This window comes from Methanosaeta sp. UBA356 (assembly GCF_002496465.1).
GTDB lineage: Archaea > Halobacteriota > Methanosarcinia > Methanotrichales > Methanotrichaceae > Methanothrix > Methanothrix soehngenii.
Genome location: NZ_DAKC01000132.1, coordinates 1 through 22,448, shown reverse-complemented (window position 1 = coordinate 22,448; position 22,448 = coordinate 1). Strand labels below are relative to the sequence as shown.

Annotated in this window: 31 protein-coding genes; 11 read left to right on the top strand and 20 right to left on the bottom strand. The window is 54.3% G+C overall.

The window, feature by feature from the left end; translation table 11 throughout:
- A partial coding sequence (locus BP727_RS12965; RefSeq protein ID WP_286859215.1) for a metallophosphoesterase family protein occupies positions 1 to 424 on the top strand: 424 nt, incomplete at its 5' end.
- On the opposite strand, the gene BP727_RS12960 is transcribed toward BP727_RS12965, so the two are convergent.
- The 4 genes from BP727_RS12960 to BP727_RS12945 all read right to left on the bottom strand — a co-directional run bounded on the left by BP727_RS12960 (position 425) and on the right by BP727_RS12945 (position 3,332).
- A complete protein-coding gene (locus BP727_RS12960) occupies positions 425 to 1,210 on the bottom strand; it encodes a class I SAM-dependent methyltransferase (RefSeq protein ID WP_013720190.1) in 786 nt (261 codons plus the stop codon).
- A gap of 99 nt (positions 1,211 to 1,309) precedes the next feature.
- The gene (locus BP727_RS12955) at positions 1,310 to 1,693 is read right to left on the bottom strand and encodes a translation initiation factor IF-5A (RefSeq protein ID WP_013720189.1); all 384 of its coding nucleotides are present in this window, start codon (positions 1,691 to 1,693) and stop codon (positions 1,310 to 1,312) included.
- Between the two features lie 35 nt (positions 1,694 to 1,728).
- Entirely contained in the window at positions 1,729 to 2,832 is a 1,104-nt protein-coding gene (locus BP727_RS12950) for a pyridoxal phosphate-dependent aminotransferase (RefSeq protein WP_013720188.1), read from the bottom strand.
- Entirely contained in the window at positions 2,829 to 3,332 is a 504-nt protein-coding gene (locus BP727_RS12945; protein WP_013720187.1) for a hypothetical protein, read from the bottom strand. Before BP727_RS12945 ends, BP727_RS12950 begins: the two co-directional genes overlap by 4 nt.
- Positions 3,333 to 3,400: 68 nt before the next feature.
- Here BP727_RS12945 and BP727_RS12940 point away from each other — a divergent pair, with 68 nt between their 5' ends.
- The 5 genes from BP727_RS12940 (at position 3,401) to nadA (ending at position 7,037) form a co-directional block, all read left to right on the top strand.
- Positions 3,401 to 3,841, top strand: coding sequence for a PaaI family thioesterase (locus tag BP727_RS12940; protein ID WP_013720186.1), 441 nt, complete (start codon positions 3,401 to 3,403; stop codon positions 3,839 to 3,841).
- Between the two features lie 64 nt (positions 3,842 to 3,905).
- Positions 3,906 to 5,126, top strand: a complete 1,221-nt coding sequence (locus tag BP727_RS12935) for a YcaO-related McrA-glycine thioamidation protein (RefSeq protein ID WP_013720185.1) — start codon at positions 3,906 to 3,908, stop codon at positions 5,124 to 5,126.
- A complete protein-coding gene (locus BP727_RS12930; protein ID WP_013720184.1) occupies positions 5,080 to 5,733 on the top strand; it encodes a TfuA-related McrA-glycine thioamidation protein in 654 nt (217 codons plus the stop codon). Before BP727_RS12935 ends, BP727_RS12930 begins: the two co-directional genes overlap by 47 nt.
- The gene (locus BP727_RS12925) at positions 5,723 to 6,001 is read left to right on the top strand and encodes a ubiquitin-like small modifier protein 1 (protein WP_013720183.1); all 279 of its coding nucleotides are present in this window, start codon (positions 5,723 to 5,725) and stop codon (positions 5,999 to 6,001) included. Before BP727_RS12930 ends, BP727_RS12925 begins: the two co-directional genes overlap by 11 nt.
- Positions 6,002 to 6,140: 139 nt before the next feature.
- Complete coding sequence (gene nadA, locus BP727_RS12920; RefSeq protein ID WP_013720182.1) at positions 6,141 to 7,037, top strand: quinolinate synthase NadA; 897 nt, start codon at positions 6,141 to 6,143, stop codon at positions 7,035 to 7,037.
- A gap of 65 nt (positions 7,038 to 7,102) precedes the next feature.
- Here nadA and BP727_RS12915 read toward each other — a convergent pair whose 3' ends face one another.
- Together BP727_RS12915 and BP727_RS12910 are read right to left on the bottom strand one after the other, a co-directional pair.
- Entirely contained in the window at positions 7,103 to 7,405 is a 303-nt protein-coding gene (locus BP727_RS12915; RefSeq protein ID WP_269798805.1) for a type II toxin-antitoxin system HicB family antitoxin, read from the bottom strand.
- A gap of 63 nt (positions 7,406 to 7,468) precedes the next feature.
- On the bottom strand, positions 7,469 to 8,104 hold the full coding sequence (locus BP727_RS12910) for a hypothetical protein (RefSeq protein ID WP_013720180.1): 636 nt from the start codon (positions 8,102 to 8,104) through the stop codon (positions 7,469 to 7,471).
- A gap of 353 nt (positions 8,105 to 8,457) precedes the next feature.
- Between BP727_RS12910 and BP727_RS12905 the strand changes: the two genes are divergently transcribed.
- Positions 8,458 to 8,751: a nucleotidyltransferase family protein gene (locus BP727_RS12905; RefSeq protein WP_013720179.1), complete on the top strand. Its 294-nt coding sequence runs from the start codon at positions 8,458 to 8,460 to the stop codon at positions 8,749 to 8,751.
- On the top strand, positions 8,748 to 9,095 hold the full coding sequence (locus tag BP727_RS12900) for a DUF86 domain-containing protein (protein WP_013720178.1): 348 nt from the start codon (positions 8,748 to 8,750) through the stop codon (positions 9,093 to 9,095). The genes BP727_RS12905 and BP727_RS12900 overlap by 4 nt, the downstream gene beginning before the upstream one ends.
- Positions 9,096 to 9,297: 202 nt before the next feature.
- On the opposite strand, the gene BP727_RS12895 is transcribed toward BP727_RS12900, so the two are convergent.
- The 5 genes from BP727_RS12895 to BP727_RS12875 form a co-directional block, all read right to left on the bottom strand.
- Complete coding sequence (locus BP727_RS12895; RefSeq protein WP_273271778.1) at positions 9,298 to 10,200, bottom strand: TIGR00269 family protein; 903 nt, start codon at positions 10,198 to 10,200, stop codon at positions 9,298 to 9,300.
- A 24-nt stretch (positions 10,201 to 10,224) separates the two neighbouring features.
- Positions 10,225 to 10,980 carry a formate dehydrogenase accessory sulfurtransferase FdhD gene (gene fdhD / locus BP727_RS12890; RefSeq protein ID WP_013720176.1) on the bottom strand — a complete coding sequence of 252 codons (756 nt, stop codon included), beginning with the start codon at positions 10,978 to 10,980 and terminating at the stop codon, positions 10,225 to 10,227.
- A gap of 16 nt (positions 10,981 to 10,996) precedes the next feature.
- A complete protein-coding gene (locus tag BP727_RS12885; protein WP_286859206.1) occupies positions 10,997 to 12,286 on the bottom strand; it encodes an aminotransferase class V-fold PLP-dependent enzyme in 1,290 nt (429 codons plus the stop codon).
- The gene (larE, locus tag BP727_RS12880) at positions 12,283 to 13,089 is read right to left on the bottom strand and encodes an ATP-dependent sacrificial sulfur transferase LarE (RefSeq protein WP_157863802.1); all 807 of its coding nucleotides are present in this window, start codon (positions 13,087 to 13,089) and stop codon (positions 12,283 to 12,285) included. The genes BP727_RS12885 and larE overlap by 4 nt, the downstream gene beginning before the upstream one ends.
- Before the next feature lie 79 nt (positions 13,090 to 13,168).
- Entirely contained in the window at positions 13,169 to 13,495 is a 327-nt protein-coding gene (locus BP727_RS12875; RefSeq protein WP_013720173.1) for a transcriptional regulator, read from the bottom strand.
- 199 nt (positions 13,496 to 13,694) lie between these two features.
- On the opposite strand from BP727_RS12875, the gene BP727_RS12870 reads away from it, so the two are divergent.
- Complete coding sequence (locus BP727_RS12870) at positions 13,695 to 15,128, top strand: aldehyde dehydrogenase family protein (RefSeq protein WP_273278454.1); 1,434 nt, start codon at positions 13,695 to 13,697, stop codon at positions 15,126 to 15,128.
- A 36-nt stretch (positions 15,129 to 15,164) separates the two neighbouring features.
- Here BP727_RS12870 and rsmA read toward each other — a convergent pair whose 3' ends face one another.
- The 8 genes from rsmA to BP727_RS12830 form a co-directional block, all read right to left on the bottom strand.
- A complete protein-coding gene (gene rsmA, locus BP727_RS12865; RefSeq protein WP_273278453.1) occupies positions 15,165 to 15,857 on the bottom strand; it encodes a 16S rRNA (adenine(1518)-N(6)/adenine(1519)-N(6))-dimethyltransferase RsmA in 693 nt (230 codons plus the stop codon).
- Positions 15,858 to 15,904: 47 nt separating this feature from the next.
- Positions 15,905 to 16,486 (bottom strand): DUF655 domain-containing protein, encoded by a 582-nt coding sequence (locus BP727_RS12860; RefSeq protein ID WP_013720170.1) that lies wholly within the window; start codon positions 16,484 to 16,486, stop codon positions 15,905 to 15,907.
- A gap of 5 nt (positions 16,487 to 16,491) precedes the next feature.
- Entirely contained in the window at positions 16,492 to 16,836 is a 345-nt protein-coding gene (locus BP727_RS12855) for an RNA polymerase Rpb4 family protein (protein ID WP_273271774.1), read from the bottom strand.
- 1 nt (position 16,837) lies between these two features.
- A complete protein-coding gene (locus tag BP727_RS12850) occupies positions 16,838 to 17,128 on the bottom strand; it encodes a 50S ribosomal protein L21e (RefSeq protein WP_013720168.1) in 291 nt (96 codons plus the stop codon).
- Positions 17,094 to 18,449 (bottom strand): tRNA pseudouridine(54/55) synthase Pus10, encoded by a 1,356-nt coding sequence (locus BP727_RS12845; RefSeq protein ID WP_273278452.1) that lies wholly within the window; start codon positions 18,447 to 18,449, stop codon positions 17,094 to 17,096. Before BP727_RS12845 ends, BP727_RS12850 begins: the two co-directional genes overlap by 35 nt.
- 441 nt (positions 18,450 to 18,890) lie before the next feature.
- Positions 18,891 to 19,136, bottom strand: coding sequence for a hypothetical protein (locus tag BP727_RS12840; protein WP_013720166.1), 246 nt, complete (start codon positions 19,134 to 19,136; stop codon positions 18,891 to 18,893).
- 38 nt (positions 19,137 to 19,174) lie between these two features.
- Positions 19,175 to 19,789 carry a tRNA (pseudouridine(54)-N(1))-methyltransferase TrmY gene (gene trmY / locus BP727_RS12835; protein WP_013720165.1) on the bottom strand — a complete coding sequence of 205 codons (615 nt, stop codon included), beginning with the start codon at positions 19,787 to 19,789 and terminating at the stop codon, positions 19,175 to 19,177.
- Positions 19,790 to 19,915, bottom strand: a complete 126-nt coding sequence (locus BP727_RS12830; RefSeq protein ID WP_269798803.1) for a hypothetical protein — start codon at positions 19,913 to 19,915, stop codon at positions 19,790 to 19,792.
- Between the two features lie 346 nt (positions 19,916 to 20,261).
- Between BP727_RS12830 and BP727_RS12825 the strand changes: the two genes are divergently transcribed.
- Positions 20,262 to 20,984, top strand: coding sequence for a hypothetical protein (locus BP727_RS12825; RefSeq protein WP_048132418.1), 723 nt, complete (start codon positions 20,262 to 20,264; stop codon positions 20,982 to 20,984).
- A gap of 126 nt (positions 20,985 to 21,110) precedes the next feature.
- On the top strand, positions 21,111 to 21,749 hold the full coding sequence (locus tag BP727_RS12820; RefSeq protein ID WP_013720163.1) for an HAD family hydrolase: 639 nt from the start codon (positions 21,111 to 21,113) through the stop codon (positions 21,747 to 21,749).
- A gap of 59 nt (positions 21,750 to 21,808) precedes the next feature.
- On the opposite strand, the gene BP727_RS12815 is transcribed toward BP727_RS12820, so the two are convergent.
- On the bottom strand, positions 21,809 to 22,448 hold a 640-nt coding region (locus BP727_RS12815; protein WP_286859197.1), incomplete at its 5' end, for an MFS transporter.

Here is a 22,448-nt window from a genome sequence, read left to right as displayed (position 1 = left end):
TGTCCTTCACCGATCCTCTTTTCGCCATAAGGAGTACGGATTTCTTGGCATGGGAGGAATGATAGCCCGAGATCCCCGCAGACTTGGCGATCCCAATAGGTACTACCATCGCGATGATGAGGTCTATTCCGTTCTGGAGAAAGCCTACCAGGAGGTGGCTGGTACCCGGGCCAAGATCGTCATCGTTCATCAGCCGCCCCGGGGGGCTTGTGATATTCTTTACAATGGCGAGAGATCCGGCTCCTCTGAACTGCGCCGATTCATAGAGAACTATCAGCCCGATCTGGTCTTATGCGGCCATATTCATGAGGATCGGGGAGAGTGTCATATCGGCTCCACCCTGGTGGTGAACGTAGGAGAGCTGCGTCGGGGCTATGGAGCAGTGATCGATCTGAACGATGAGATAACAGTCAAATGGATCTGATTAATCTGAGCCCTGCTTTTGGGCGATGATGATGATGGAGTAGGATCCATCGACATCCTCCACAGATGGATAGGCGGCAACATAAGACAGCCAGCGGATCATTTCTTCAGAGTGCATCACCGTCTCGTCGCTCAGCCTCCGCCTGATCCTCCTGGCATTGAAGAGCTGCTGCTCTCTTCGATAGAGCATTCTTGAGCGTGACTGGCCCAGCCGATATATCACCCTCATGCCGCGTCGTTCCACCATCCGGCAGAGCGAGGGAAAGTTAAACCACTGCTTATGGGACCTATTCTTTGGCAGGCCGGCGTCATCTCCCGACTCCGATATAACATTAGGGACGGAACAGATGAAAAAGCCCTCCGGCATGAGGATTCTGGAGAACTGATCCACCGCCCGGCCCGGATCGTTCAGATGCTCCAGGGTCTCAAAGCTGACCGCTGCCCCACAGGAGCCTTCCCGGATATGCCTGCAGAGATCGTCCTCCTCCAGGTTCAGGCAATTGAAGCGAATATTGGGCTCTTGGCATCCAGCCATCGCCCGCTCGATCATCTCCGGGCTGCCATCTATGCCCACTACCTCCTCGGAGGCGGTGGCCAGCTCAATCGATCCGTATCCCAGGCCGCAGGATACATCAGCGGCAAGCCTTATGCTCCGGCTGCGCAGAAAATCGGCGGCAAATAGGTATCGGCCCAGATACTCCGCCTTGCGCCACAGATTGCTGTCGCTGGAATCGAAGGGATCCAGCTGATCAAAACCCGTGCCCTTATAGGCGGAGTAGGATGACAACTTATAGCCTCCGAGCTACCCACAAAATGTGAAATCGAAGGCAGGCCAGGAAAAGATGAACGAGCCCGCCTTGGGAACAGGAAGCCGATCGCTTAATCCCTAGCGAATGTCCAGCTTGGTCCTGCCCATCACCGCTAGGTAGGCTACCTCTTTGCCTTCCTCGATCTTGGATTTCTGGTCCTCTGTTATGGGAACATCGATGGTAGCATAGCTGCCCAGGTCCATTAGCTGCACCGATGTGTCGCCGATGGACAAGACCTGGCCGGTCTTGCGCTCGACAGTTGGCACGTAGATCTTGGTGGTGACCGGCTGGACGATGGATTTCTTCTGGTTGTCGAAGATGCCAATGGCATCCACCCTCGCCTTGGCCGAACCGTGCTTGCCGGGCTTGGAATGGGATATGCTCTTGATTATGCAGGGCTCTTCATCTATGATTACATACCTTCCTTCTTTCAGCTCTCTGACCTCAACCTGCTCCTTCATTTCATCACTCCTGAGGGCGAATGCGACTCACCTATTTAAAGGATATCTTTCATCCTCCGCAGCGCTTCCTCGAGATTGGCCCGGCTGGCGGCATAAGATATCCGGATATGCTCCCTTCCGCCCTCTCCAAAAGCAGATCCTGGAACGGTGATGACCCCTGCTCTTGCCAGCTTGCTGGCCACCAGGTCGCCGTCTCCCACCCGAGGGAAGAGATAGAAAGCGCCATCCGGCTCTGTCAGGTCCACTCCCATCTCCCGGAAGCCTGCTACCAGAAGGTCTCTGCGGCTCATAAACTCATCCCTCATCTGACGAACGCAATCCTGGGGTCCACAGATCGCCTCCAGGGCTGCGGCCTGGGAGATGGAGCTGGCGCAGGCCTGGACATACTGATGAATCTTGAGATGCTGCTCTATAGCCTCGTTCCGGGCGGCGAGATAACCCAGCCGCCAGCCGGTCATGGCATAGGTCTTGGAGACGGCATTGACGGTGATCACATTATCTGAAAACCTAGCCGGGCTGATATGCTCTCCCCGGTAGATGAAATGCTCATAGACCTCATCTGAGAGGAGGGCGATATCCTCGTCATCGGCTATTTCGGCGATAGCCCTCATCTGCTCCTCGGTCTGGACCGATCCGGTGGGGTTGGAGGGGGAGTTGATGATTATCATCCGGGTCTTTTTTGTTATTCGCTCCCCAATTGCCTCCGGGGTTATGCGGAGGTCCTCGTCTAAGGGGACGGAGACGGGCCTTGCCCCCACCAGCCGAGTCAGCTCGGCATAGGAGAGGAAGCTTGGATCTCCCACCAGCACCTCCTCGCCCCGGTCTACCAGGGCGACGATTGCCAGGAATAGGGCCTCGCTGGCACCGCTGGTGACCATTATATCATCGGCGGTGCAGTCGATCTGGTTTTCTCTCATCAACTTCTCTGCCAGTGCCTCTCTGAGCGCCGGCACTCCGCAGTTGGGGGTGTAGCCGCACTGCCCCATTTCTATGGCCCTGATCGCAGCCCTCTTTATGTGAGATGGAGTGTCGAAATCCGGCTGGCCCAGTCCCAGATTGACCGAGCCGGGCATAGCCGACTCGAAGCATTTCCTAATTCCTGATATCTCAATCTCCTCTGTACAACATGCAAACCTCATGGCTTCTCCCTCCTGTTTTGCTCTCCGATCTGATCATCCCTATAGATCACATTGAGAATGCTAAAGCAGCCGAGCGTGCTCAGCTCCTCTTTCATGATGTTCATCCTGACCCTCCCCCCTCTCCAGTAAAGGGTGATCTTCACATCCTCTTTCTCGGTCTCCGTGGATACGGACTCCATAAACCTTTCCAGCGCCCTCTTATTGGAGAATGGGACCACGAATATCGCCCGGTATCTGTCCTTTTTGCGGGCATATGATGTCAGAATATAGCCATTGCTCTCAAACTCGCTGATCTCCTCAAAGCGGCACAAGACCTCCTTCTCATGCTCTGTGGTCGAGTCGACCTTGGAGATCATTAGCAGAATCCTGGATAGAAGCAACTTATCGAATTTTTTGCCGAACCAGATGTTGATGGAGCCCTGAGTGAGCAGGATGGATACGGAAGATCCACTGATCTCTATGGAGACCGGTTCCGGCCTTGGGCCTTGAGAAGAGGGCATTATCTCTAGATCCTGGCGGAGCAGATATAACCGTTTCGAGAAATGGTCCCTGGAGAGGAGAGATTTCCATGGACCAATGTATAAAGTCTCTAAAGGAGGAGTTTGCCCGTGAGCCTTATGCCCGGATGTTCGGGATAGAGATCCAGGAGCTGGAGGCGGGGCACGCTATCTTGAAGATGAAGACGAACGAGATGATGAACAACCTCTTCAGGACGACCCATGGTGCGGCAATCTATTCACTCTTAGATGCCGCCTTTGAGCTGACCGTCAACTCCCATGGCACAGTGGCAGTGGCACTGGGAGTGAATGTCAGCTACCTATCTCCTGCTCGTCCCGGAGAGACTTTGCGGGCCGAAGGGAAAGAGACGAATCGGTCCAGAAAGATCTCCTCCTGTGAGATCAGAGTAACGGGAGAGGACGGGCGGCTAGTTGCCACCTGCCAGGCCCTGGCTTATAGAATGAGAGACCGCCTTCCGTTCCTTCCGCCCGAGGCCCCACCGAGCTCCTGAAAAGAGCTCTTGATCAGTGCTCTTGAACAGGGTTTATATTCCATAGCTCCCCAAGGATCTGGCGATGAAGCTAGGGCCCTGCATAAAGAGATACAAGGAGGACACTCACCGGGCGGCATCCCCAGAGGAGACTGAGAAGCGAATCGAGGCCAAGCTGCCCGCTGCCGGGATCACCAGAGTGGCCGATATAACCAATCTGGACCGAATCGGTATACCAGTCTTCTCCTCCATCCGGCCGATGGCCGATCGGGGAGCGGTCTCCGTCTATAATGGCAAAGGGGCAACTCCTGTCGAGGCCAGGGTCTCGGCGATGATGGAGGGGCTCGAGCGCTACTCTGGAGAGGTGCGAGACAGGGAGCTGACAATTGCCCGCTATTCCAGCCTGAAAGCCGAGGCTCTGAACCCTGTCGATCTGATACTCCCCACAGAAGCAGTCGCGGATGCAGACGCTGAGATCCCCTGGGTTTTGGGCTGGGATATTATGAATGACGAAGAGATACAGGTCCCAGCCAATGCGGTATTTCATCCTCTGTCCTCTGACTACAAGAGGCTCTTTCGGACCAACACCAGCGGTCTCGCCTCAGGGAATATGATGGAAGAGGCGATATTCCACGGTCTAGCTGAGGTTATAGAGAGAGACGCCTGGGCAATAGTGGAGGCGACGAGGCACATGGGGCCGCTGATATCTGATGTTGTTGACGAACAGGCACAAGGCCTGCTGGAGAGGTTCGCCGCAGCAGAGGTGGATGTCTACCTGCGGGATATCACCAGCGATATCGACATCCCCACCTGCGCGGCTGCTGCCGATGATATAAAGCTGCGCGATCCCACTCTGCTCACCACTGGGATGGGTACCCACACCAGCGCCCGGGTGGCGGTGCTGCGCGCCCTGACTGAGGTGGCGCAGAGCCGGCTCACCCAGATCCACGGGGCAAGAGAGGATACCGTCACCGCCGATTTCCGCCGGCAAATCGGATACGAAAGGACCAAGAGGCTCAACCGTTATTGGTTTGATATCGGGGAGAAAAAGAGCTTTGCTGATATTCAGTCTTTTGAGAGCAATGACTTCCTTTTGGATATCAAGTTCATGATCAGCAAGCTGGAAGAGGCGGGCCTGGAGCGAGCAGTGGTGGTCGATTTAACCAGAGAAGAGATCGGCGTTCCGGTGGTGAGGGTGATCGTCCCGGGTCTTGAGATCGCTGGGGTGGACAGGGAAAGGGTGGGCAAGAGGATAAAGAATGCCAGAAGTCGTCGTCTTCCTAGGGCCAAGCCTCTCCAGAGCTAGGGCAGAGGAGATTCTGCAGGCTGAATGGCGGCCTCCTGCCCGGCGGGGTGACGTTTATCGGGCTGCCCAGGATGGAGCGCGGATCATCGTTCTCATCGATGGGGTCTTCTTTCAGGACTCTTCTGTGGCGCATAAAGAGGTCATATACGCATTGGACGCAGGAGCGAGGGTCCTGGGGGCGTCGAGCATGGGAGCCCTGCGGGCCTCGGAGCTGGATGTTTATGGCATGGAGGGAGTAGGGCTCATCTATCAGGCCTATAAGAAAGGAATGCTGGTATCAGATGATGAGGTGGCGCTAACCTTTGATCCTTTCACGTTTGAGCCGCATTCAGAGCCTCTGGTGAACATCCGCTTCAATCTGGAGCAGGCCTGGCAGAAGGGAGCGATCGGCACCGTCGGAAAAGACAGGCTCCTTCGCTGCGCACAGGCTCTGTACTTTCCTGAGAGGAGCTATGAGATGATGATGGAGAGGGCGCGGGACTTTGTGGCAGAGGAGGAGATAGAGAGATTTCGCGCATTCCTGGCCTCCAACCGGCGAGACTTCAAGATGGAGGACGCCATCCGGGCCCTGGAGAGGGCAAAGGAGATAGCTATTGATGAGGATTAAGATCAGGTCGTTTGCCGGATTTCGAAATATTCTGGGAAAGGAGAAAGATATCGATCTTCCAGGCGAGGGGGCAATGATAAGAGATCTTCTGAACCTGTTATGCCATGATCACGCCTCGCTGGAGCCGCTTTTATTCAAGGAAGGAAGGCTGCGCGAGGACGTAAACATCTTTCTCTCGGGAAAGAACATCGAGAGCCTGCAGTCGCTCGAGACCCCGCTGGCGGATGGGGATGAGCTGGCCCTGTTCACTGCTGTTATTGGTGGATGATATTCCGATGGTATTCGATAAGTTCAAATGATGCAGATCAGGATCAATTACAGTTTAATTGAGCTAATAATATTCATAAAACCTATCTAAATAGATTGAAATAATAGTTTCCCATTCCCTGGGACTGTTCTCGATGGCTATGATAGAAGAGATTCAAGCTTTGAAGAAGGAACGCCGGGCGACGATTCTGGCCCACAATTATCAGATACCGGCGGTTCAGGATATAGCGGATCTGGCGGGCGACTCCCTGGAGCTTTCCCGGGCAGCAGCGGCCCTGGACTCAGAGGTTATAGTCTTCTGCGGAGTGGACTTCATGGCGGAGACGGCCGCTATCTTATCCCCGCAAAAGAGGGTGGTCCTGCCGGTGAAAGGGGCTTGGTGCCCCATGGCCCACATGATCACCCCCCAGCAACTGGATGAATTGAAGGCTCTCTATCCTCAGGCAGCGGTGGTATGCTATGTGAACTCCACTGCGGAGATCAAGGCGAAGAGCGACATCTGCTGCACATCTGCTAATGGGGTGCAGGTGGTAGAATCGCTATCTGAAGACGAGGTCATATTCGTGCCGGACAGGAACCTGGCTGCCTATGTGGCCCGCCATACGAAGAAGAAGATCATACCCTGGGATGGCTACTGCTATGTTCATGACCAATTCACCCCGGAGATGGTGAAGGCAGCTCGCAAGCTTCATCCTCAGGCGGAGGTTCTGGTCCATCCGGAGTGTCGGCCGGAGGTGATCGACCTGGCCGATTTCGTCTACAGCACCGCAGGAATGTGCAAGCATCCCGATATCAACCGGGCGCGGGAGTACATCATCGGCACGGAGGTGGGCATGATCTACCGGCTGAAGAAGGCCCATCCGGATAGAGAGTTTTATCCTCTGAGCGATGAGGCCATCTGCCAGAATATGAAGAAAACCACCCTTCCCGATGTCCTCCGGGCTTTGCAGACGCTCGAGCCGCGGGTTGTTGTGCCAGAGGAGATCGCTGTGCGGGCGAGAGGGGCGATCGAGAGGATGCTGCGGGTGAAGGTTTGAAGGATTGTGAAAGAAAGGCAGTGTGCAAACGAATCTGAAACTCTTTTTGCCAGCTTTGACGTACTTTATGCCTCGATTGCTGCTCTTAAGGTTTGGCCTTCAATAACCGGGATGGGTAAATCGAATCTCAGACTGAACGCAATCCAGTCTTCTATGGCCATCCTCAAATTATCCTGGTACTCTTGCTGAGTTTTGCCAGTTGCCCAAATGCCCTTTAATTCGGGCACTTCGCCGGAATAAGGCTCTTGGTCATCTATGACTTCATATACCGCCTTGGAGATTGCAGCCTGGATATATTCGCAGAACATACCCTTTTCGCTGCCATGTCCGCTGAAATGCACAATCTGGGGTTTGTGCTGGTTTACCAATTCGAGCAGATCATCAGGCCTGATAGCTCAGGCGGATGAGTGATCGATAGAATCGCGATACTTCTAAGCCCTAATCATAGCAGTGATCTCCCAGATCTCCTTGTCCCGCTCTAAAAGTTGAGTGCCCTTCGGATTGGCTGCCAGAAATATACATTTTATCCTTCTCTGGCCTTCGCTTTTGCTGGATACATCCCGCGCCTTAGAATAGTATCGATATTGCTGGTTGACCGGTCCGGAGGGTTTGTAGATTGCGCCCGTCGAGCCCCGCATGTCTACCGCTTCTCTTCCTAGAGATACTGGACCATTGAACTGGTTGAAAAGAACATTCCCGCTGAAGCTGCCGGCAATATTGGTCTGGGAGCCGTGCATGGTCTGGCCTCGCTTGTCGAAGACCGTCCTGCTGCCTCCTTTCTCTAATTCATCCACCAGCCTCTGCTCACTGACGGCGAAATCCGGGTCAGCCTCCAGCTTCTCTGCCAGGACCTCCCGCAGAGCATTCTCTTGCCTTTTTGAATCCGGCCTCTTTTTGCCAAGGGCCAGGGTCTCCTCTGCATCGGAGTCGCCCCTGAACTTGTCTGCAACTGCCTGACACAGCTCGCCCACCTTTGCGCCCAGCGTTTCACCTGCGCTCTTGGAGAAAGCCTCCGCCCCTTTCGCCAGGAAGGGGGCGGCTACTGAGGCCAGGGTTAACCGGTCCATCTGCAACACATCCTTGGAGGAGTGTTTGGCGGGATAAAAAGATAAGTCTTCTGGATCGGTTTCTCGGATCGTTGAAATTTTTCAGCCCATGCTTTAAATATCAAGAAATCCAAAAGCAGTATCATGGGTGAGAGTGCCAGAAGCTGCATGCAAATTCCTGGTGATCTGTTGGAGCATGGTGAAGATAGAGCAATTACGAGAGGCCTTATGAGGCTTTCCGAGAGAGTTCTAGCCCAGCTTCTGGGAAATGAGCCTGATCTACGCGGTCGAGGATCTGAATCTAAGATTTAGATAGCAATCCTGGTTGAGATAAGAGATCCTGAAACCTGCTCGATTGGATGGTGGCAACTAAAATGAAAACCCTTCAAGAGATCGAGAGAGTCCTTAAAGATCAAAAGCCAATCCTCAAAAAAAAATTTAAAGTAAAGGAGATCGGCATCTTCGGATCTTTCGTGCGAGGCGAGCAAAAGGATACCAGCGATCTCGATTTGCTGATTGATTTTGAGGAGCCAATTGGCCTGGTACAATACGTGGGTTTGCAGAATTACTTGAGCGACAAGATTGGTGAGAAGGTAGATCTGGTCACAAAGTCGGGCCTCAAACCGAGGGTAAGCGGGCATATCCTCAAAGAGGTAATTTACGTATGAAGAAACGGGATTATGGGAGTTATCTCGAGGATATCATTGAGCACATGAACTACGCTGAAGAATTTATTAGAGATATGACATTTGATGAATTTAAAAGCGATAAAAAGACTGTTCTTTCAGTGACAAAGTGCATAGAGGTTGTAGGCGAGGCAACAAAACATATCCCGGATCAAATTAGAGAAAGATACCCAGAGATTCCCTGGCGCGATATGGCAGGAATCAGAGATCGGCTCGTCCATGGCTATTTCAAGGTTGACCTGTCGATCGTCTGGACAACTGTGACCATAGAATTTCCTGAGCTTCGATCCATGCTGGAAAATGTATTGGCTGATATGGACCGGTAGCGAAGTCAGATGAATGCAAGAAATCTTCATCTCCTTATTTATGCAACGGCCATTTGTCTTTCCCTTGGCCGGGCAGGATGTCTTCGGGGAGGGGTGGCATATCTCAGTTAAGATGCATTAGCCTTTCTTCGAGATATAAGTGGAAGGTATTTTCCCGAGCATCTCTCATTATTATCCCGCGAGGTACAGGCACCTAGATCCATCATCCTCTCAGCCTTCCCAAGAGCTCGCAGGCCTTGCACCTCTTCCCCACACATGGCTCGCCGCATTCCCTACACTCCGCCAGCTCCATCTGCGCCCAGTCTCCTCGGCACAGCTCCTCGATCCTCTCAAATCCCTGCAGCGTCTTCTGCCGGGTTCCGGGAAAGAGGCTCTCCATCCGGTTCATCATATCCCGCACATCTGCTCTTAAAGAGAGCCGGGCATAGGGGCACTCCCTGGACTCGAAATAGATCCCGTTAACCATGGCATAGAGGGCGATCTCCTTTTCAGGAATGTCTCGCAGGGGCTTGATCCTGGGAATCAGCCCCGGCTGCTCCCTTCTGGGCCGAAAGCGCATCAGACGCTCCATATCCCCCTTCAGATAGTTCATCATCACCGACTGGGCCTCATCGTCCTGGTTGTGGCCGGTGGCGAGCTTTGTCACCCCCAGGCTTTTGGCAGCGCAGTTCAATGCGTTCTTGCGAAATACCCCGCAGTAGGTGCAGGGCGCGACCTCTGCTCCCACCACCATCTCGTCCAGGCTCCAGCCGTACTCCTCCTGGAATGAGATGATCACCTGCTCCACTCCCATCTGCCGGGCGATCCTCTTTGCAGCCACGATGGTATCATCCCGGTAGCCTGCGATGCCTTCATCTACAGTCAACGCCACCATTTCCACCTCTTTTTCGGCTAGAACCCGGCTTAAGGCAAATAGAAGGGCAGTGCTGTCCTTCCCTCCGCTCACCGCCACTGCGATCCGCTCTCCCTTCTCGATCATCCGGTTCACAACGATTGTCTGGACCATTCGCCCCTCAAAATCCTGGATGAAATGATCCTGGCAGAGGTGCCGGCCGAGGTAGCGCTGGGAAACGATCGCCCGTTCCTGACAGAGGGAGCAGATCATTTAGGCGACCTCATTCAGTCAACCTCAAATCACAAACCTCTCCGGATTGGCATAAACGGACAGCCTCTTCCCCCGCAGAAAACCGATGATGCCAAGACCCGTCCTCTGAGCAATGGTTATGGCCAGGCCCGTCGTCGCCCCCCGGGAGACGACTATGGGGATGCCGGCTACAGAGCACTTCAGGGCCATGTCCGAGGAGACCCGGCCGGTGCAGGCGGCAAACGCCCGGCCCAGGTCGAATCTCTCCCCTTTGATGATCAGGCTGCCTATGGCCTTATCCAGGGCATTGTGCCTTCCTATGTCCTCGATGATCGATACAGGCCCGGATTGATCGAAGAGCCCAACTGAGTGAACCCCGCCCGTAGCGATGTGCGTCTCGGAGAGGGATATGGCCTTCATCGCCTCCTGAGCTTGTTTTTTATTGATCGTCAGATCGGATTTTATCCGGGGGAGCTTTGACTCATCGAGAAATGAGGCTATGCCCCCGCAGCCGCTCACAATGGGCCTCCTGGGGACTATCGCTCGAATGGGATTGGCGACTATTGCCCTGGCCACATCTCCCTCCACCTCTATAGATTCTATCTCCTCGACGGCAGAGACGATCCTCTCGGAATAAAGGTGCCCCGCCACGAACTCTTTTCTCATCTGGGGGCTGATCATAGCGGTGGCGAAATGGCGGCCGTTGATGAAAATAGATAAGGGAACCTCCTCCGCCACCGGGCAGATGGCTTTCTCGACCTTGATCTCGTCCACCTTAAGGCACTCAAAGTCTTTTATCATCTTCTCATGCGTTCCCTTAAGCCATCCTGGCGATTTGCTCCAAATTCCCCAGGAGCTTCTCGATCTCCTCATCGGTATTATAAAGATACAGCGATGCTCGGGCGGTGCCATGCTTTAATCCCAGGTGCCTCATCAGGGGGATGCAGCAATGGTGCCCCGAGCGAATGCAGATGTTGGAGGCCTGGTCGAGCATCAGGGCGATCTCATGGGGCAAGAGGCCCTCTATCCCAAATGAGACCACTCCTCCCCGCTCCACGGGGCTATCAGCCCCCGGTCCGTAGACCTCCAGGCCTCCGATCCCATCCAGTCCTTTAAGCAGCCTCCTGGTGAGACTCATCTCATGATCGTGAACTTCATCGATCCCTATCCGGGCTAAGTAGTCCACTGCAGCGCCCAGACCAATGCCGGCGGAGATGTCCGGCGTTCCCGCCTCATAGCCCTCATAGCCCCTCTTAAAGGTGAATCCGTCGTCAAAGACGTCCTCTACCATCCCTCCTCCTGCCAATAGGGGCGCCAGTTCCGTGCTACCCAGCTTCTTCCCGGAGTCCTGGTTCTTGCTGGCATGACTGCTCATTCTCTGCCCTTTTGCCCTCCTCTGCTCTCCATTCCTCTTGCCATCCTCCAGCTCCCTGATCCAGAGCACTCCCGATCCCGTGGGCCCGAGCATCTTGTGGCCGGAAAAGCATAAAAAATCGCAATCTATGTCTTTAACATTCACTGCCATATGGGGCAGGGACTGGGCGGCATCCAGCAGAAAGAGAACTCCCCGCTCACGGCAGATCCGGCCGACCTCTCTTGCAGGCAGAATGGTGCCAAGGGCATTGGATAGATGGCTCATGGCGACCAGCCTGGTTTTCTTGTTTATGGCTCTTTCAAGGTCGGCCAGATCGATCCTCCCCATTTTATCCGGAGCTATGACCTCCAGATCGATCCCCACCTCCTTCAGCCTCATCCAGGGCAGGAGGTTGGAATGGTGTTCGAGCAATGTGGTCACAATTCGGTCCCCCCTCTTCCAGTCCAGGCCCCTGGCCACTAGGTTGATCGACTCGGTTGTGTTCCTGGTGAAGACGGCAGTTCCATCTTCTCCCCCCACAAAACCCGCCACCTTGAGATGAGCGTCTCTGTACCTCTGGTCAGCGATCTGGGCCTGGCGGTAGACCCCCCGGCCCACATTGGCCCTGTAGCTGCGGTAGTAGCTCAGGACAGCTTCTAAGACGGGCTCAGGAGTAAGGCTGGTGGCGGCGCTATCCAGATAGATGAGATCATCGAGAATGGGAAAATCGGATCGAATCTCTTGAACTTTCACAAAACCTCGTTTAAGCTACCGCTTCTATAGCCCTCCAGGTCCAGGGTCACATATTCAAAACCAATGCACTTCAGCCTCATCACTATCTCCTGCCTGCAAGCCAGCGCCCTTTCCAGCTCCTGCTCTTCCAGCTCGATTCGCGCCGTCTTTCCCTGCGACCTCACCCGCAACTGGCCAAATCCCAGGCTCTTCAAATATTCCTCCCCCTCTTCCACCATTCGTAAGCCTTCCCGTGTGATCCTCTCATTATAGGGAATGCGCGAGGCCAGACAGGCGGAAGAGGGCTTGTCCCAGACGGGCAGTCCCATATCCTGAGCCAGGGTGCGAATATCCTTTTTAGTGATCCCCGAATCGACAAATGGATGCCAGATCCCCTCCTCGCTGCAGGCCGCAATGCCCGGTCTATAGTCATCGAGGTCGTCGGCGTTCACCCCATCGGCGATGCAGCTCATACCCTCTTTCTGAGCCACCCTCTTGAGAATGGCACTGGACCTCTTTTTACAGATATAGCAGCGAGTGGATGGATTTTGAGAAAAAGCCTGGTCATCGAGAATAGAGAACCTCTCCACCCTCAGCTCCAGACCGAGGGATTCTGCCAGGGCAACCGCCTCCTCCAGCTCGCTTCTGGGATAGATCTCGCTGTCCAGGATCACTGCCACCGCCCCCTCACCCAAGACATCATGAGCCAGCTTTGCCAGGAGGCTGCTGTCCACCCCACCGGAATACGAGATAAGCAGCCGTTCTTTCTCCCGGATACGATCTTTGAGATCTTTTAGCTTGCCGTCATGGCTCATTTTTAACATTCCAAAAACATTCCTTCTCCAGAGGGCATAGAGAATATGGAGATCTGGGATTCATTGGAGATCTATTTGGATTTGATTCTTACTTCCCTTTGCATCGACCTGAGATGCAAGCGCTCTCGTCATCTTGAAGCATGCAGCAGATATCGCAGATCCTCCTCACCAGATCATCGACCTTTCCATCGATAAGATCTTCCGCAAGCCCTCCTATCGCCTCCCTGATATCCTCTCTGAACTCGATATTGTAGCCCCTCTTCTTCGAGACATACTGGGATACCGCAGGGGGGGTGATTCCCAGCATTTTGGACACATCCTTCTGAGAAATTCCTCTTTTGATCAGTTCTTCGGCAATAGCCGCTCTGATGCTGGGAAGCACATTCCAGACGATCTCCTCACATGGCGACTTCATCTATCATAAACCTCAAATCTATGTTTGATCGATCATTATCTTTGGCTTTCTATCATAACCTATACCCATATAAATGTTATAGCAGTCTGTGGATGATGCATCCCCGGATGAAGGAGATGAAAGGGGCGATTCATTCTGATCGGTCCGGCCCAAAGGTTATCAGCCAGGAGGGATAAAATAGGCGATGCAGAGGTCTTTCATGCATCAGACTCATATGATAATCGACGGGGAACAGCTCCCCATTTCATCCCATAAGGTGGAGACGATTTGCAATCCAGCAAACCAGGAGCCTGTGGCTCTGGTCTCCGTAGGAACTCGCCAGGATGCCCGGATGGCTTTGGAGGCGGCAAAGAAGGCATTTCCTCTCTGGTCTGAGACCGCCTGCGAGAAGAGGGCAGAGCTATTGCATTCTGCCGCGGATCTGGTGCGAGAGAGGGCGAAGTCCATAGCCCGACTGCTGACTCAGGAGCAGGGAAAGCCCCTGAAAAATGCTCGAGCGGAGATCCTATCATCTGCTGGTATCCTGGACTATTATGCAGAAGAGGGCAGGAGGAACGTCGGGGAATGGCTGGCCACATCCCGCGGCCGGAGCGTTGTCCTCCGCCAGCCCGTGGGCGTCGCTGCCCTCATCACCCCCTGGAACTATCCGGTGGACCTCCTCTCCTGGAAGGTGGGGCCGTGTCTGGCAGCGGGCTGCACTTTTGTGGCCAAACCGCCAAGCCATGCCCCCGTCGCCGCCACGGAATTCGTTCGGGCGATCTATGACGCCGGTCTTCCTGCAGGAGTGGTCAATGTGGTACACGGTCCGGGAAGCGAGGTAGGAGCAGAGCTGGTGGAAAACCCCATCTCCAGGAAGATCGCCTTCACCGGAGAGACAGAGACCGGACGATGGATAATGGCCCAGGCTGCCCTTCATATCAAGCGCGTCTCACTGGAGCTGGGAGGGCACTCGCCCTTCATAGTCTGTGGCGATGCCGATATCGAAAAAGCTGCTGCTGCCTGTGCCCAGCGGGCTTTTTCCAATATGGGGCAGATCTGCATCAGCGTCAACCGGGTATATGTGGCAGATGAGGCGGCAGAGGAGTTCACCGATAAACTGGTCCATCAGGCCGAGCGGCTGCGGATTGGCAACGGCCTGGAAGAGAATGTGGACCTGGGGCCGATGTTCAGCGATGAGCAGCGTGAGAAGACCAAAGAGCATATGAAGGACGCCCTTGATCGGGGAGCAGAGCTCCTCTGCGGCGGCCGGGAGCCGGAGGGGGAGGCATTCGAAAAGGGCTACTTTTTCCTGCCCACCGTCCTGGGTCGGGCTGACCACAAGATGAAGATCATGAGAGAGGAGACTTTTGGCCCAGTAGCTCCGATTATGAAATTCAAGACTGTTAATGAGGCCATAAAGCTGGCCAACGACTCGAATTACGGCCTGGCCGCATACATCTACACCAGCGACATTGCCACGGGCATTCAGGCAGCAGAAAGGCTGGAGGCGGGAGGGGTGGGGGTCAACATAAACAATGTGATGGACTATCAGATGCCTTTTGGTGGCTGGAAGGAGAGCGGCATCGGCCGGGAGCTGGGGCACTATGGCCTGGAGTCATTCCTGGAGATAAAGCACATCCGCCTGGGGATTTGAAAAGCGGGGATGAAGCAAACGGGCCCCTTTGCCCGATCAGATCCAATCACCTTTCTTTTCGATCGCTAATATCAGATCTGCCACCTGGTCCGGGGTCAGCTCTTCGGGCCGCATATTGATCAGAGACTGGTCCAGCTCGGCCAGAGTCATCTTATCTACCCCGTATGCTGCCAGGCCTTTTTTCACCTTCTTGCGCCTGTTTCTGAAGAGAATATCCGCCAGCCTCATAAAGGCCCTGGGATCCACCTGAGGCCTCTCTGTTCGTGGGCGGAGTCGAACTATCGCCGAATCTACATCGGGAACCGGGCGGAAGGCCTTTCTGGAGACGTTCTGCAGGATCTCGATATGACTGAAAAAGCCAGCAACCATCCCCAGCCGACCGTAATTTTTGCTGGCAGGCTTGGCCTTCAATCGCTGGGCAAACTCCTTTTGGAACATCAGCACCGCCAGGTCAAAGGGCCGGCTGAGCAGGCGGTAGGTGATCTTGCTGGAGATATTGTAGGGAAGGTTGGAGACGATCTTATTGTACTGGGGCAATCGAACGGTCAGAGCGTCGGCATGTATAACCATCACATTTGGGGCCGTATTGCATAGACTGGCTGCCAGATCGGGATCGATCTCTACTGCATATACCCGGCCGGCCCGGGCAGCCAGCTCTCGTGTTAGGATGCCTTCCCCGGGCCCTATCTCCAGCACCCAATCCTCCAGCCCAAGATCGGCATGGCTCACGATAGAATCCACAATCGAGCGATCGATCAAAAAATGCTGGCCCAGTCTCATCTTATGCGAGGCATTGTGGTAAAGACCCGGTACTTGATCCGGTCGTCCATCAACTCGTCCTCTATGCGCTTGGCTATGAGCTTCTCTGGATTGTGCAGGCCTTTTACTCTCTCCACCAGATCGGCAAAGCTCTTGAAGGGACCCTTCTTGCGTTCGTTAAGCACCGACCACATAAGCTTCTTGCCTATGCCCGGCAACAGCTCCAGGGCGTGCATGCGGGTGGTGATGGGGCCAGCATCATTGAAGTAGCGGATGAACCTGGGCTCATCCTCAAGCACTATGGTCTGGATGACAAAAGGCAGCTCCAGCTTGGCGCTGTTAGAGAGCTCTGAGTAGTCGATCCTGCGGTTGACATGATCGATCACATCACGGCTACCGCTGCCGATATACACCCGGGCTCCAGCTACAGGGACCACTCCCTCTTTGGGAGTCATCTCCATGAGCACGAAATTGGTCTCACCCACCGCCTGAACCAAAGGCTGCTTCTGATAGGTTCTGCTGTCCGGAGTGCGGCCATAGGGGAGATAATCGAGAACCCTGGCTATCTCTTCTCTCTTCGGCGGTCTCCCCTCAGGCATGCGCCTTACCCCCTGAATGCAATTTCTAAAATATTGCTGAGCTCTTCCTCGCTGAGATTGAATCGCTCCTTGGCGTAGATCGCCCTCAGCTCATCCTTGGTGACGGGCCTGATATCCGCGATCTTAACCGCTATGGTCCTCGTCATCTTCTCCAGTTTCATAAGCTCAGCTACCATTGCCGTATTCTCTTCTGCGCTGCCCTTGGAAAAGAGCTCAGCATGCCTTATCGCCCGGCGAAGCTCATAGCCCAGCTCCTCTTCATCAGCTCGCTTCTCTCGAATCTGGTCGAGCATCTCCTTGACCTCCGCCAGGGTCAGGAATTCCTCTTCTAATACGCTCTTGACAATCATCTTATTTTTGCGCCTTAAGATGTTCAGGCAGTGTGATCAAGGTCTTGGTGGCATCGCCATCTGTGACCTTCAGGACGAATGCTCTGCCCCTTTTTCCAACCACCTCGGCAGTCTTCCCATGGAACCTGGGGTGAGGCATGCCCTTATGTATGCTGGGATCGATGAGCACGTGAACCTTTGATCCCGTATCGAACTCTTGAATAGCTCTGACAACGGGAGATATTCCACTGCTCCTGACAGTCTTGCTCAGCTTGTCTCTAGACTTCTTCCGCATTCCGTGATGATGTGCCATCTGATTCTCCACCTACATCTATTACATCTAGCTCTTCAACGACCGCGTCCACTCTGAGGATCTCCGCGAGGTTCGGCTGGGTTCTGCCTCCATCTCCGGAGATCAGCTCCTTGATGTAAAGACCGCTGTCGCCCTTTACATTTATGCGAGCCAGATTGCCCACTACCTCAATAAGATCTGCGCTATAAACCTTCCTCACCCTGAGCTTATCTGCCCTTCGGTGAGACACCCGAGTTGGCGTACGCTGATCGACCTGTCCAACTAATCTCTTCAGGCCAGATTTAAGCTTTTCTTCTGCGACCTCTGCTCCCAGCCTGACCAGGGCGGAGTAGGTCTTCAGAAAAGTGGCCTCTTTAAGCCGTTCCACCATAGCGGAATACGCCACATTAAGCTCAATAACTTCCACCTTGCCCTCTGCATGACGATTGATATTTTCTTGCAGCCCCGCCAGGTCGATGGTCCTTATCCGCGGCCGGACGGCCTCTACTATGAACGGCCTGCCGCTGCCCAGCATGCGGGCGTCGATATCCTCTCGACCGGCTCCGTGAAAGACGGTATCGTCAGCCTCAGCCGCCCGGATCACCGCTGGTCGGATGAGCTCATCCACCGACTCCTGGTACATGCGGCCCGTGCCGTTGCAGCGCGGGCAGCCTCGGCCACGACACTCGCGACAGGGCCAGCGGGTCTGGGGAATGCCCCTGACGAGCTTTCTGTAGCGGCCGCGGAGGAATAAAGATGCCACCTGCAGCTCTGCCTCGCCCGTCTCCAGGTTCAGGTGCACCACCATATCCGGATCTTTCAGGTCGAACTCCTTTCCAGTGATCGCGGAGAGGCGTTTGCCGACCTCCCGGTTCAGCTCGGACTTGAAAGGCTCGGCATGGCGAGAGCCGCCGTCCGCGAGGAGTAGCTCCTCGTTCTCTGCAAGAAGGCCGGACACTTTTGTGCCCACCAACAGGGTGGAATACTCCCAGCCGGCAAGGGCGGCGGCTGCCCTCTCCGCCCACTTGTCGAGCATTTCTGGCGATATCTCTCCCAGGCAGACGGTGCAGCGAACGTCCTTTTCGCTCTTGCGGCCCAGCTTGAGCCGGGCTGACTGGAAAGAAGGCGCCAGATCTTCCAGCAAAGATATGTCACCCTCTGCGGAGGCCTGCATGGCCAGGACGGTCTTTATAGATCGACCCCGCTCAGCATTGGTAAGGCCGGTGGCCAGCATGGCAAACTGCCTTCCCAGGCAGCTGTCGCAGATGGGACCCAGGCGGACGATCCTCTTGGCCGTCTCCAGGATATCATCTTTGGGATTTTCCATGATCTCTTCACTCATAATGACTCTTCTTTTCCGGAGAGATCGAGCTACTGGTTTATTAGATCTTGCCACATGCCAATCCAGGAATGGTCTTTTCTCCCGGCCTTTTTCCCGAATTTCTGCGTGGTGCAAGCAAATTCATGGGAATCGGGCGCACAGAGAATCCTGACGGTCTATCTTCTGATGAAAAAATAAAGGGCTCTTCGCTGAATCATGTGGGTGAGGTCCGGCAGAGAATATGGCCTCTGTTCCTCTGTGTCTCTATGGTTGGGTCAGTGCATCGCGGTTCACCACAGAGGCGAAAAGATACAGAGAATTCCCGATTTCAAGTTCACCCATTCCAAATAGCGAGGAGCCAAATAGAGATTTCCCGGCACCTCGCCAGGATCACTGGGACTTCCCTGTATCTGGCTTGATACCGGATTATTCAGTACAGATCGTCATTTGCCAATAGAATGGTCATTCGCCAATATATTCACTCAGGAAGTCGAATGGAGCGGGTCTGCCCTTGGCCAGCTGCCAGGCATCGTATGAGCAGAAGATGACGGCCACGATCCATCCCAATCCAGCGCTCATGGCGCCTATCAGGAAGCTCAACAGGAAGAGAATTATTCCTCTCCTGGGGTAGCCCAGATAAATGTGGCCCAGTCCTGCAATGAGGAGGTTCAATATAACCGCAAATATTGCGCTCTTTGAATTCGCCATACAGCATCTCCAGATGATAGTTGATTCGTTAGCCTGTATTATCCGCAATCTGACATAAAGGCATTGGTATCCAGCAGCCAGTTCGTGACCACTATGCAATGATCGGCGTGCAGGCTGGTCGGCCCGAGGGCAACAACCTCTGCCCCGGCTGAGGCGAGGAGCGACTCCTCCTCCGCAGTCATTCCTGTGTGGTCTCCCAGGACGAATGCCATCTCCCTCTCCAGGGGCTCATCCTTCAGGCAGCGGAAATCCCGTCCATCCTCCCTCAGGTACACCAGCCGGACCGATCTCTGCTTCAAATCCTCCAGCAGCTTCTCCAGGCCACCGGTGCGGACGAATATGCCCGAGGTGGACATGGCCCATTCTGGCGTGGCCTCTACTGCCAGGGCCTTTTTGAGGAGAGCAGCAGTTGTTCTCTCATCGGGATTGAGGTGGCGGAGGGTCTCGCCCACCAGCCGGATGGTCTTGGGGGTCTCTCCGCCGAGCAGTACCAGGTACACCAGAACATCCTTTCTGATGCCGTGAGAGAGGACAAAAGCGGCGGTAACGGAGCGGCAGAGGATGTCCAGGCGGCCGGAGGTGCCGGGGATATCCTCTAAAGAGAAGCTGGGCTGGGTGGTAGCCTTGTGGCCGACGACGACGAATATGCGCATTTATCTATCTCCATTGATTCGCAATAGGTTATACATCCACACTGCATCCTCCGCCCTGCCATCCTCGTAGCCCAGTCTGACCAGGTCGGCAATACCTGTGCCCTGAGTGGCCTGGATTATAAGCATGGAATGCATCAAAATTTTCGCCATTATATTTTTCCGTGACATCCTTTTTCACTGGGACTAAGTGGCATGGGCCACTTTATAGCTTTTGACCTTTAATTGTCTGCCTGGGATGCTGGCTGAAAATGCCTCAAGCTCATTTTCTGCATATGATAGTATGGTGGACAAAAGGCGCTTTTGCCTATTAATTTCCTGGATATCCGGCCAATTCGACCATTGACGAGACCGAAATCGTCATATAATATAATCATAATAGACTGCTCAATTGGCTTTCAGAGAGTCTGTGTGATAAGGGCCTTGGAGTGTGGTTAGTACGAAATCCAATGATGTGAGTATAATATGCCATAGATTGATCTCATGCATAACGATTGCCGCCTTCCTGATCCAGGCAAATGCCGACGCTGCCGATCCCCTCGACCCAGGCCAGCTCGGAGAATCGATGTCTATGCCCCTGCCCCAGGAGCTATTATTAAATGCAGTGAAAGCGGGAGTGATAGCAGATTCAGATTCGCTTGACCAACCCGATATCAGCGAGACTTCTATTTCCGTCAGGCCTAAATCGGAGGCAGAGGCATTCAACCCAGCTCATATTAATGTAACCGGCAACTGGCTCCTCAATCTATACGGCGCATCTTTAGAGCAGATGGAGCTTTATCTCTTCCAGAAAGATGATGCGATCTTAGGCCAGGGAGCGATAATCAGAGGAGATGGGAGACAGAACGCTACCGCCAGCGGATCAATATCAGGGGATGAAATGAGTCTGGTTGTGGTTCCCTCAGGATCTTTAGACATGTATCAACTCAATCTATCCTTATCCACCCTGGGAATAGGGAGCTATACTACTTATATGACCAACGGTAGCAGCCGGTCTGGGGAGCTTGCATTCACCGCCACCACCAATATATTCAAGCCTGTATCGCATGAGTCATCGGATAGGTTCGATGCAACGCCTGCACCTGTGCAGCTTTCTGGATCAGCAGGTAGCGACAAGAGGATAAGCTCCAAGACAGCCATCAGCATGATGGATGGTGGGGGTTCCATGAGCCAGGCCACATCCAGCTCTTCGTTTTGAGCCGGCCAATGCAGATGTGACTGAGCGCTATGTTCGTCTTGCCACCCCGCAAGGCGATCTCATGATCCCATCCAAAAGAATAATAAACCTAATAGGCAACTATTTCCTCTTCAACAGGAGTTCAAGATGATTCGCATAATATCCCTGGACATGGATGGCACCCTGGTAAATTCGAGGTTTGTGGACAAGGTCTGGATGGAAGGCATGCCCAGGCTTTATGCCGAGAGTACGGGATTGGACCTTCCCGCAGCCAGAGAATACGTGATTGGCGAGTATATGAAAATCGGCAGCGATCACCTGGAGTGGTACGACCTCAAGTTCTGGATAGACAAGTTCGGCCTCTCCATAGGCAAAGAGGAGCTTTTAGAGCTCTACGAGGACGAGATCGAGGTATATCCCGAGGTAGAGGAGGTGCTGGAGCTCCTTTCCGAGAACTATGAGCTGGTGGTGACATCCAATGCCGCTCGGGAGTTCATCGACATCGAGCTGGATGGCCTGCAGGGCTACTTCCGGGAGGTCTTCTCTGCAACCAGCGATTTCAGGGAGGTGAAGAAATCGCCTCTCCTCTATGGAGCCATCTGCGCTCATTTGGATGCCAGGCCCTTTGAGGTTCTGCATATCGGCGACCACTACAGCTATGACTATGAGTCCGCTTTGGATGCCGGCCTTGATGCCCTCTTCCTGGACCGCAGGGGCGAGCGCCAGGGCCCCGAGGTCATAGGCGACCTGAGGGAAGCAGTGGAGCTGATCGGCGGGTGCGCATGAGGGCTGACCTTTGGTCATCTCTTCATGACTTGATCATCCTGACCTTTTTTTGATGCCTTTCAACGCCGCTCTGGCGACACTACCTGCCGGATGGAGAGAGCGGCCAGCAGGCTGAATGCTCCCAGATAGAGAAAGATGGGGATGAAATTGCCGCCATTCAGATCCAACAGATATCCTGAAAGGGTGGGCCCCAGTGGTCCGGCGAGAAATCCGTAGGCTGCAAAGGTTAGTCCGAATATGGCACCGAAATGGTCCAGGCCGAAGCAGTCCGCCACCAATGGAGCAGAGACGGAGAATAAGGTGCCAAAAGAGAGTCCCACCACTGCTGCCAGGATTGCCGATGTAGGCAGATCTCCTGCCAGGGGAAAGAGAAAATATGCAAGACCAGCAGCAAGGAAGGCCAGGCTCATGACCCTCCTTCTTCCCAACCGGTCGGAGAAGTATCCGCTTGCCAGCCTCCCGGTGCCATTGGTGAGGTTGAAAGCGGTGAGAATGAGAACCGCACCCTCCAGAGGAAGGCCTAAAGATAATCCATAGCCGGTGGAGAGGACGGTCATGGAGACTCCCGCCGCTCCGGCCAGGATCCAGGTTGTCCAGAGAAACCAGAAGCTTCGAGTGTGGAGGGTCTCAGATACTGTGAGTGGTCGCCTCTGCTCATCCTTATCTATCTCATTCCCCTCTCTTATTTGCCGCTTCAAG

Excerpts from the sequence above, each read along its gene's own strand:
- BP727_RS12955 (WP_013720189.1), bottom strand. The coding sequence starts at position 1,693 with ATGAAGGAGCAGGTTGAGGTCAGAGAGCTGAAAGAAGGAAGGTATGTA.
- BP727_RS12950 (WP_013720188.1), bottom strand. The coding sequence starts at position 2,832 with ATGAGGTTTGCATGTTGTACAGAGGAGATTGAGATATCAGGAATTAGG.
- BP727_RS12945 (WP_013720187.1), bottom strand. The coding sequence starts at position 3,332 with ATGCCCTCTTCTCAAGGCCCAAGGCCGGAACCGGTCTCCATAGAGATC.
- BP727_RS12940 (WP_013720186.1), top strand. The coding sequence starts at position 3,401 with ATGGACCAATGTATAAAGTCTCTAAAGGAGGAGTTTGCCCGTGAGCCT.
- BP727_RS12935 (WP_013720185.1), top strand. The coding sequence starts at position 3,906 with ATGAAGCTAGGGCCCTGCATAAAGAGATACAAGGAGGACACTCACCGG.
- BP727_RS12930 (WP_013720184.1), top strand. The coding sequence starts at position 5,080 with ATGCCAGAAGTCGTCGTCTTCCTAGGGCCAAGCCTCTCCAGAGCTAGG.
- BP727_RS12925 (WP_013720183.1), top strand. The coding sequence starts at position 5,723 with ATGAGGATTAAGATCAGGTCGTTTGCCGGATTTCGAAATATTCTGGGA.
- nadA (WP_013720182.1), top strand. The coding sequence starts at position 6,141 with ATGATAGAAGAGATTCAAGCTTTGAAGAAGGAACGCCGGGCGACGATT.
- BP727_RS12910 (WP_013720180.1), bottom strand. The coding sequence starts at position 8,104 with ATGGACCGGTTAACCCTGGCCTCAGTAGCCGCCCCCTTCCTGGCGAAA.
- BP727_RS12905 (WP_013720179.1), top strand. The coding sequence starts at position 8,458 with ATGAAAACCCTTCAAGAGATCGAGAGAGTCCTTAAAGATCAAAAGCCA.
- BP727_RS12900 (WP_013720178.1), top strand. The coding sequence starts at position 8,748 with ATGAAGAAACGGGATTATGGGAGTTATCTCGAGGATATCATTGAGCAC.
- BP727_RS12895 (WP_273271778.1), bottom strand. The coding sequence starts at position 10,200 with ATGATCTGCTCCCTCTGTCAGGAACGGGCGATCGTTTCCCAGCGCTAC.
- fdhD (WP_013720176.1), bottom strand. The coding sequence starts at position 10,980 with ATGATAAAAGACTTTGAGTGCCTTAAGGTGGACGAGATCAAGGTCGAG.
- larE (WP_157863802.1), bottom strand. The coding sequence starts at position 13,089 with ATGTTAAAAATGAGCCATGACGGCAAGCTAAAAGATCTCAAAGATCGT.
- BP727_RS12875 (WP_013720173.1), bottom strand. The coding sequence starts at position 13,495 with ATGAAGTCGCCATGTGAGGAGATCGTCTGGAATGTGCTTCCCAGCATC.
- BP727_RS12870 (WP_273278454.1), top strand. The coding sequence starts at position 13,695 with ATGCATCAGACTCATATGATAATCGACGGGGAACAGCTCCCCATTTCA.
- BP727_RS12860 (WP_013720170.1), bottom strand. The coding sequence starts at position 16,486 with ATGCCTGAGGGGAGACCGCCGAAGAGAGAAGAGATAGCCAGGGTTCTC.
- BP727_RS12855 (WP_273271774.1), bottom strand. The coding sequence starts at position 16,836 with ATGATTGTCAAGAGCGTATTAGAAGAGGAATTCCTGACCCTGGCGGAG.
- BP727_RS12850 (WP_013720168.1), bottom strand. The coding sequence starts at position 17,128 with ATGGCACATCATCACGGAATGCGGAAGAAGTCTAGAGACAAGCTGAGC.
- BP727_RS12845 (WP_273278452.1), bottom strand. The coding sequence starts at position 18,449 with ATGAGTGAAGAGATCATGGAAAATCCCAAAGATGATATCCTGGAGACG.
- BP727_RS12840 (WP_013720166.1), bottom strand. The coding sequence starts at position 19,136 with ATGGCGAATTCAAAGAGCGCAATATTTGCGGTTATATTGAACCTCCTC.
- trmY (WP_013720165.1), bottom strand. The coding sequence starts at position 19,789 with ATGCGCATATTCGTCGTCGTCGGCCACAAGGCTACCACCCAGCCCAGC.
- BP727_RS12830 (WP_269798803.1), bottom strand. The coding sequence starts at position 19,915 with ATGCTTATAATCCAGGCCACTCAGGGCACAGGTATTGCCGACCTGGTC.
- BP727_RS12820 (WP_013720163.1), top strand. The coding sequence starts at position 21,111 with ATGATTCGCATAATATCCCTGGACATGGATGGCACCCTGGTAAATTCG.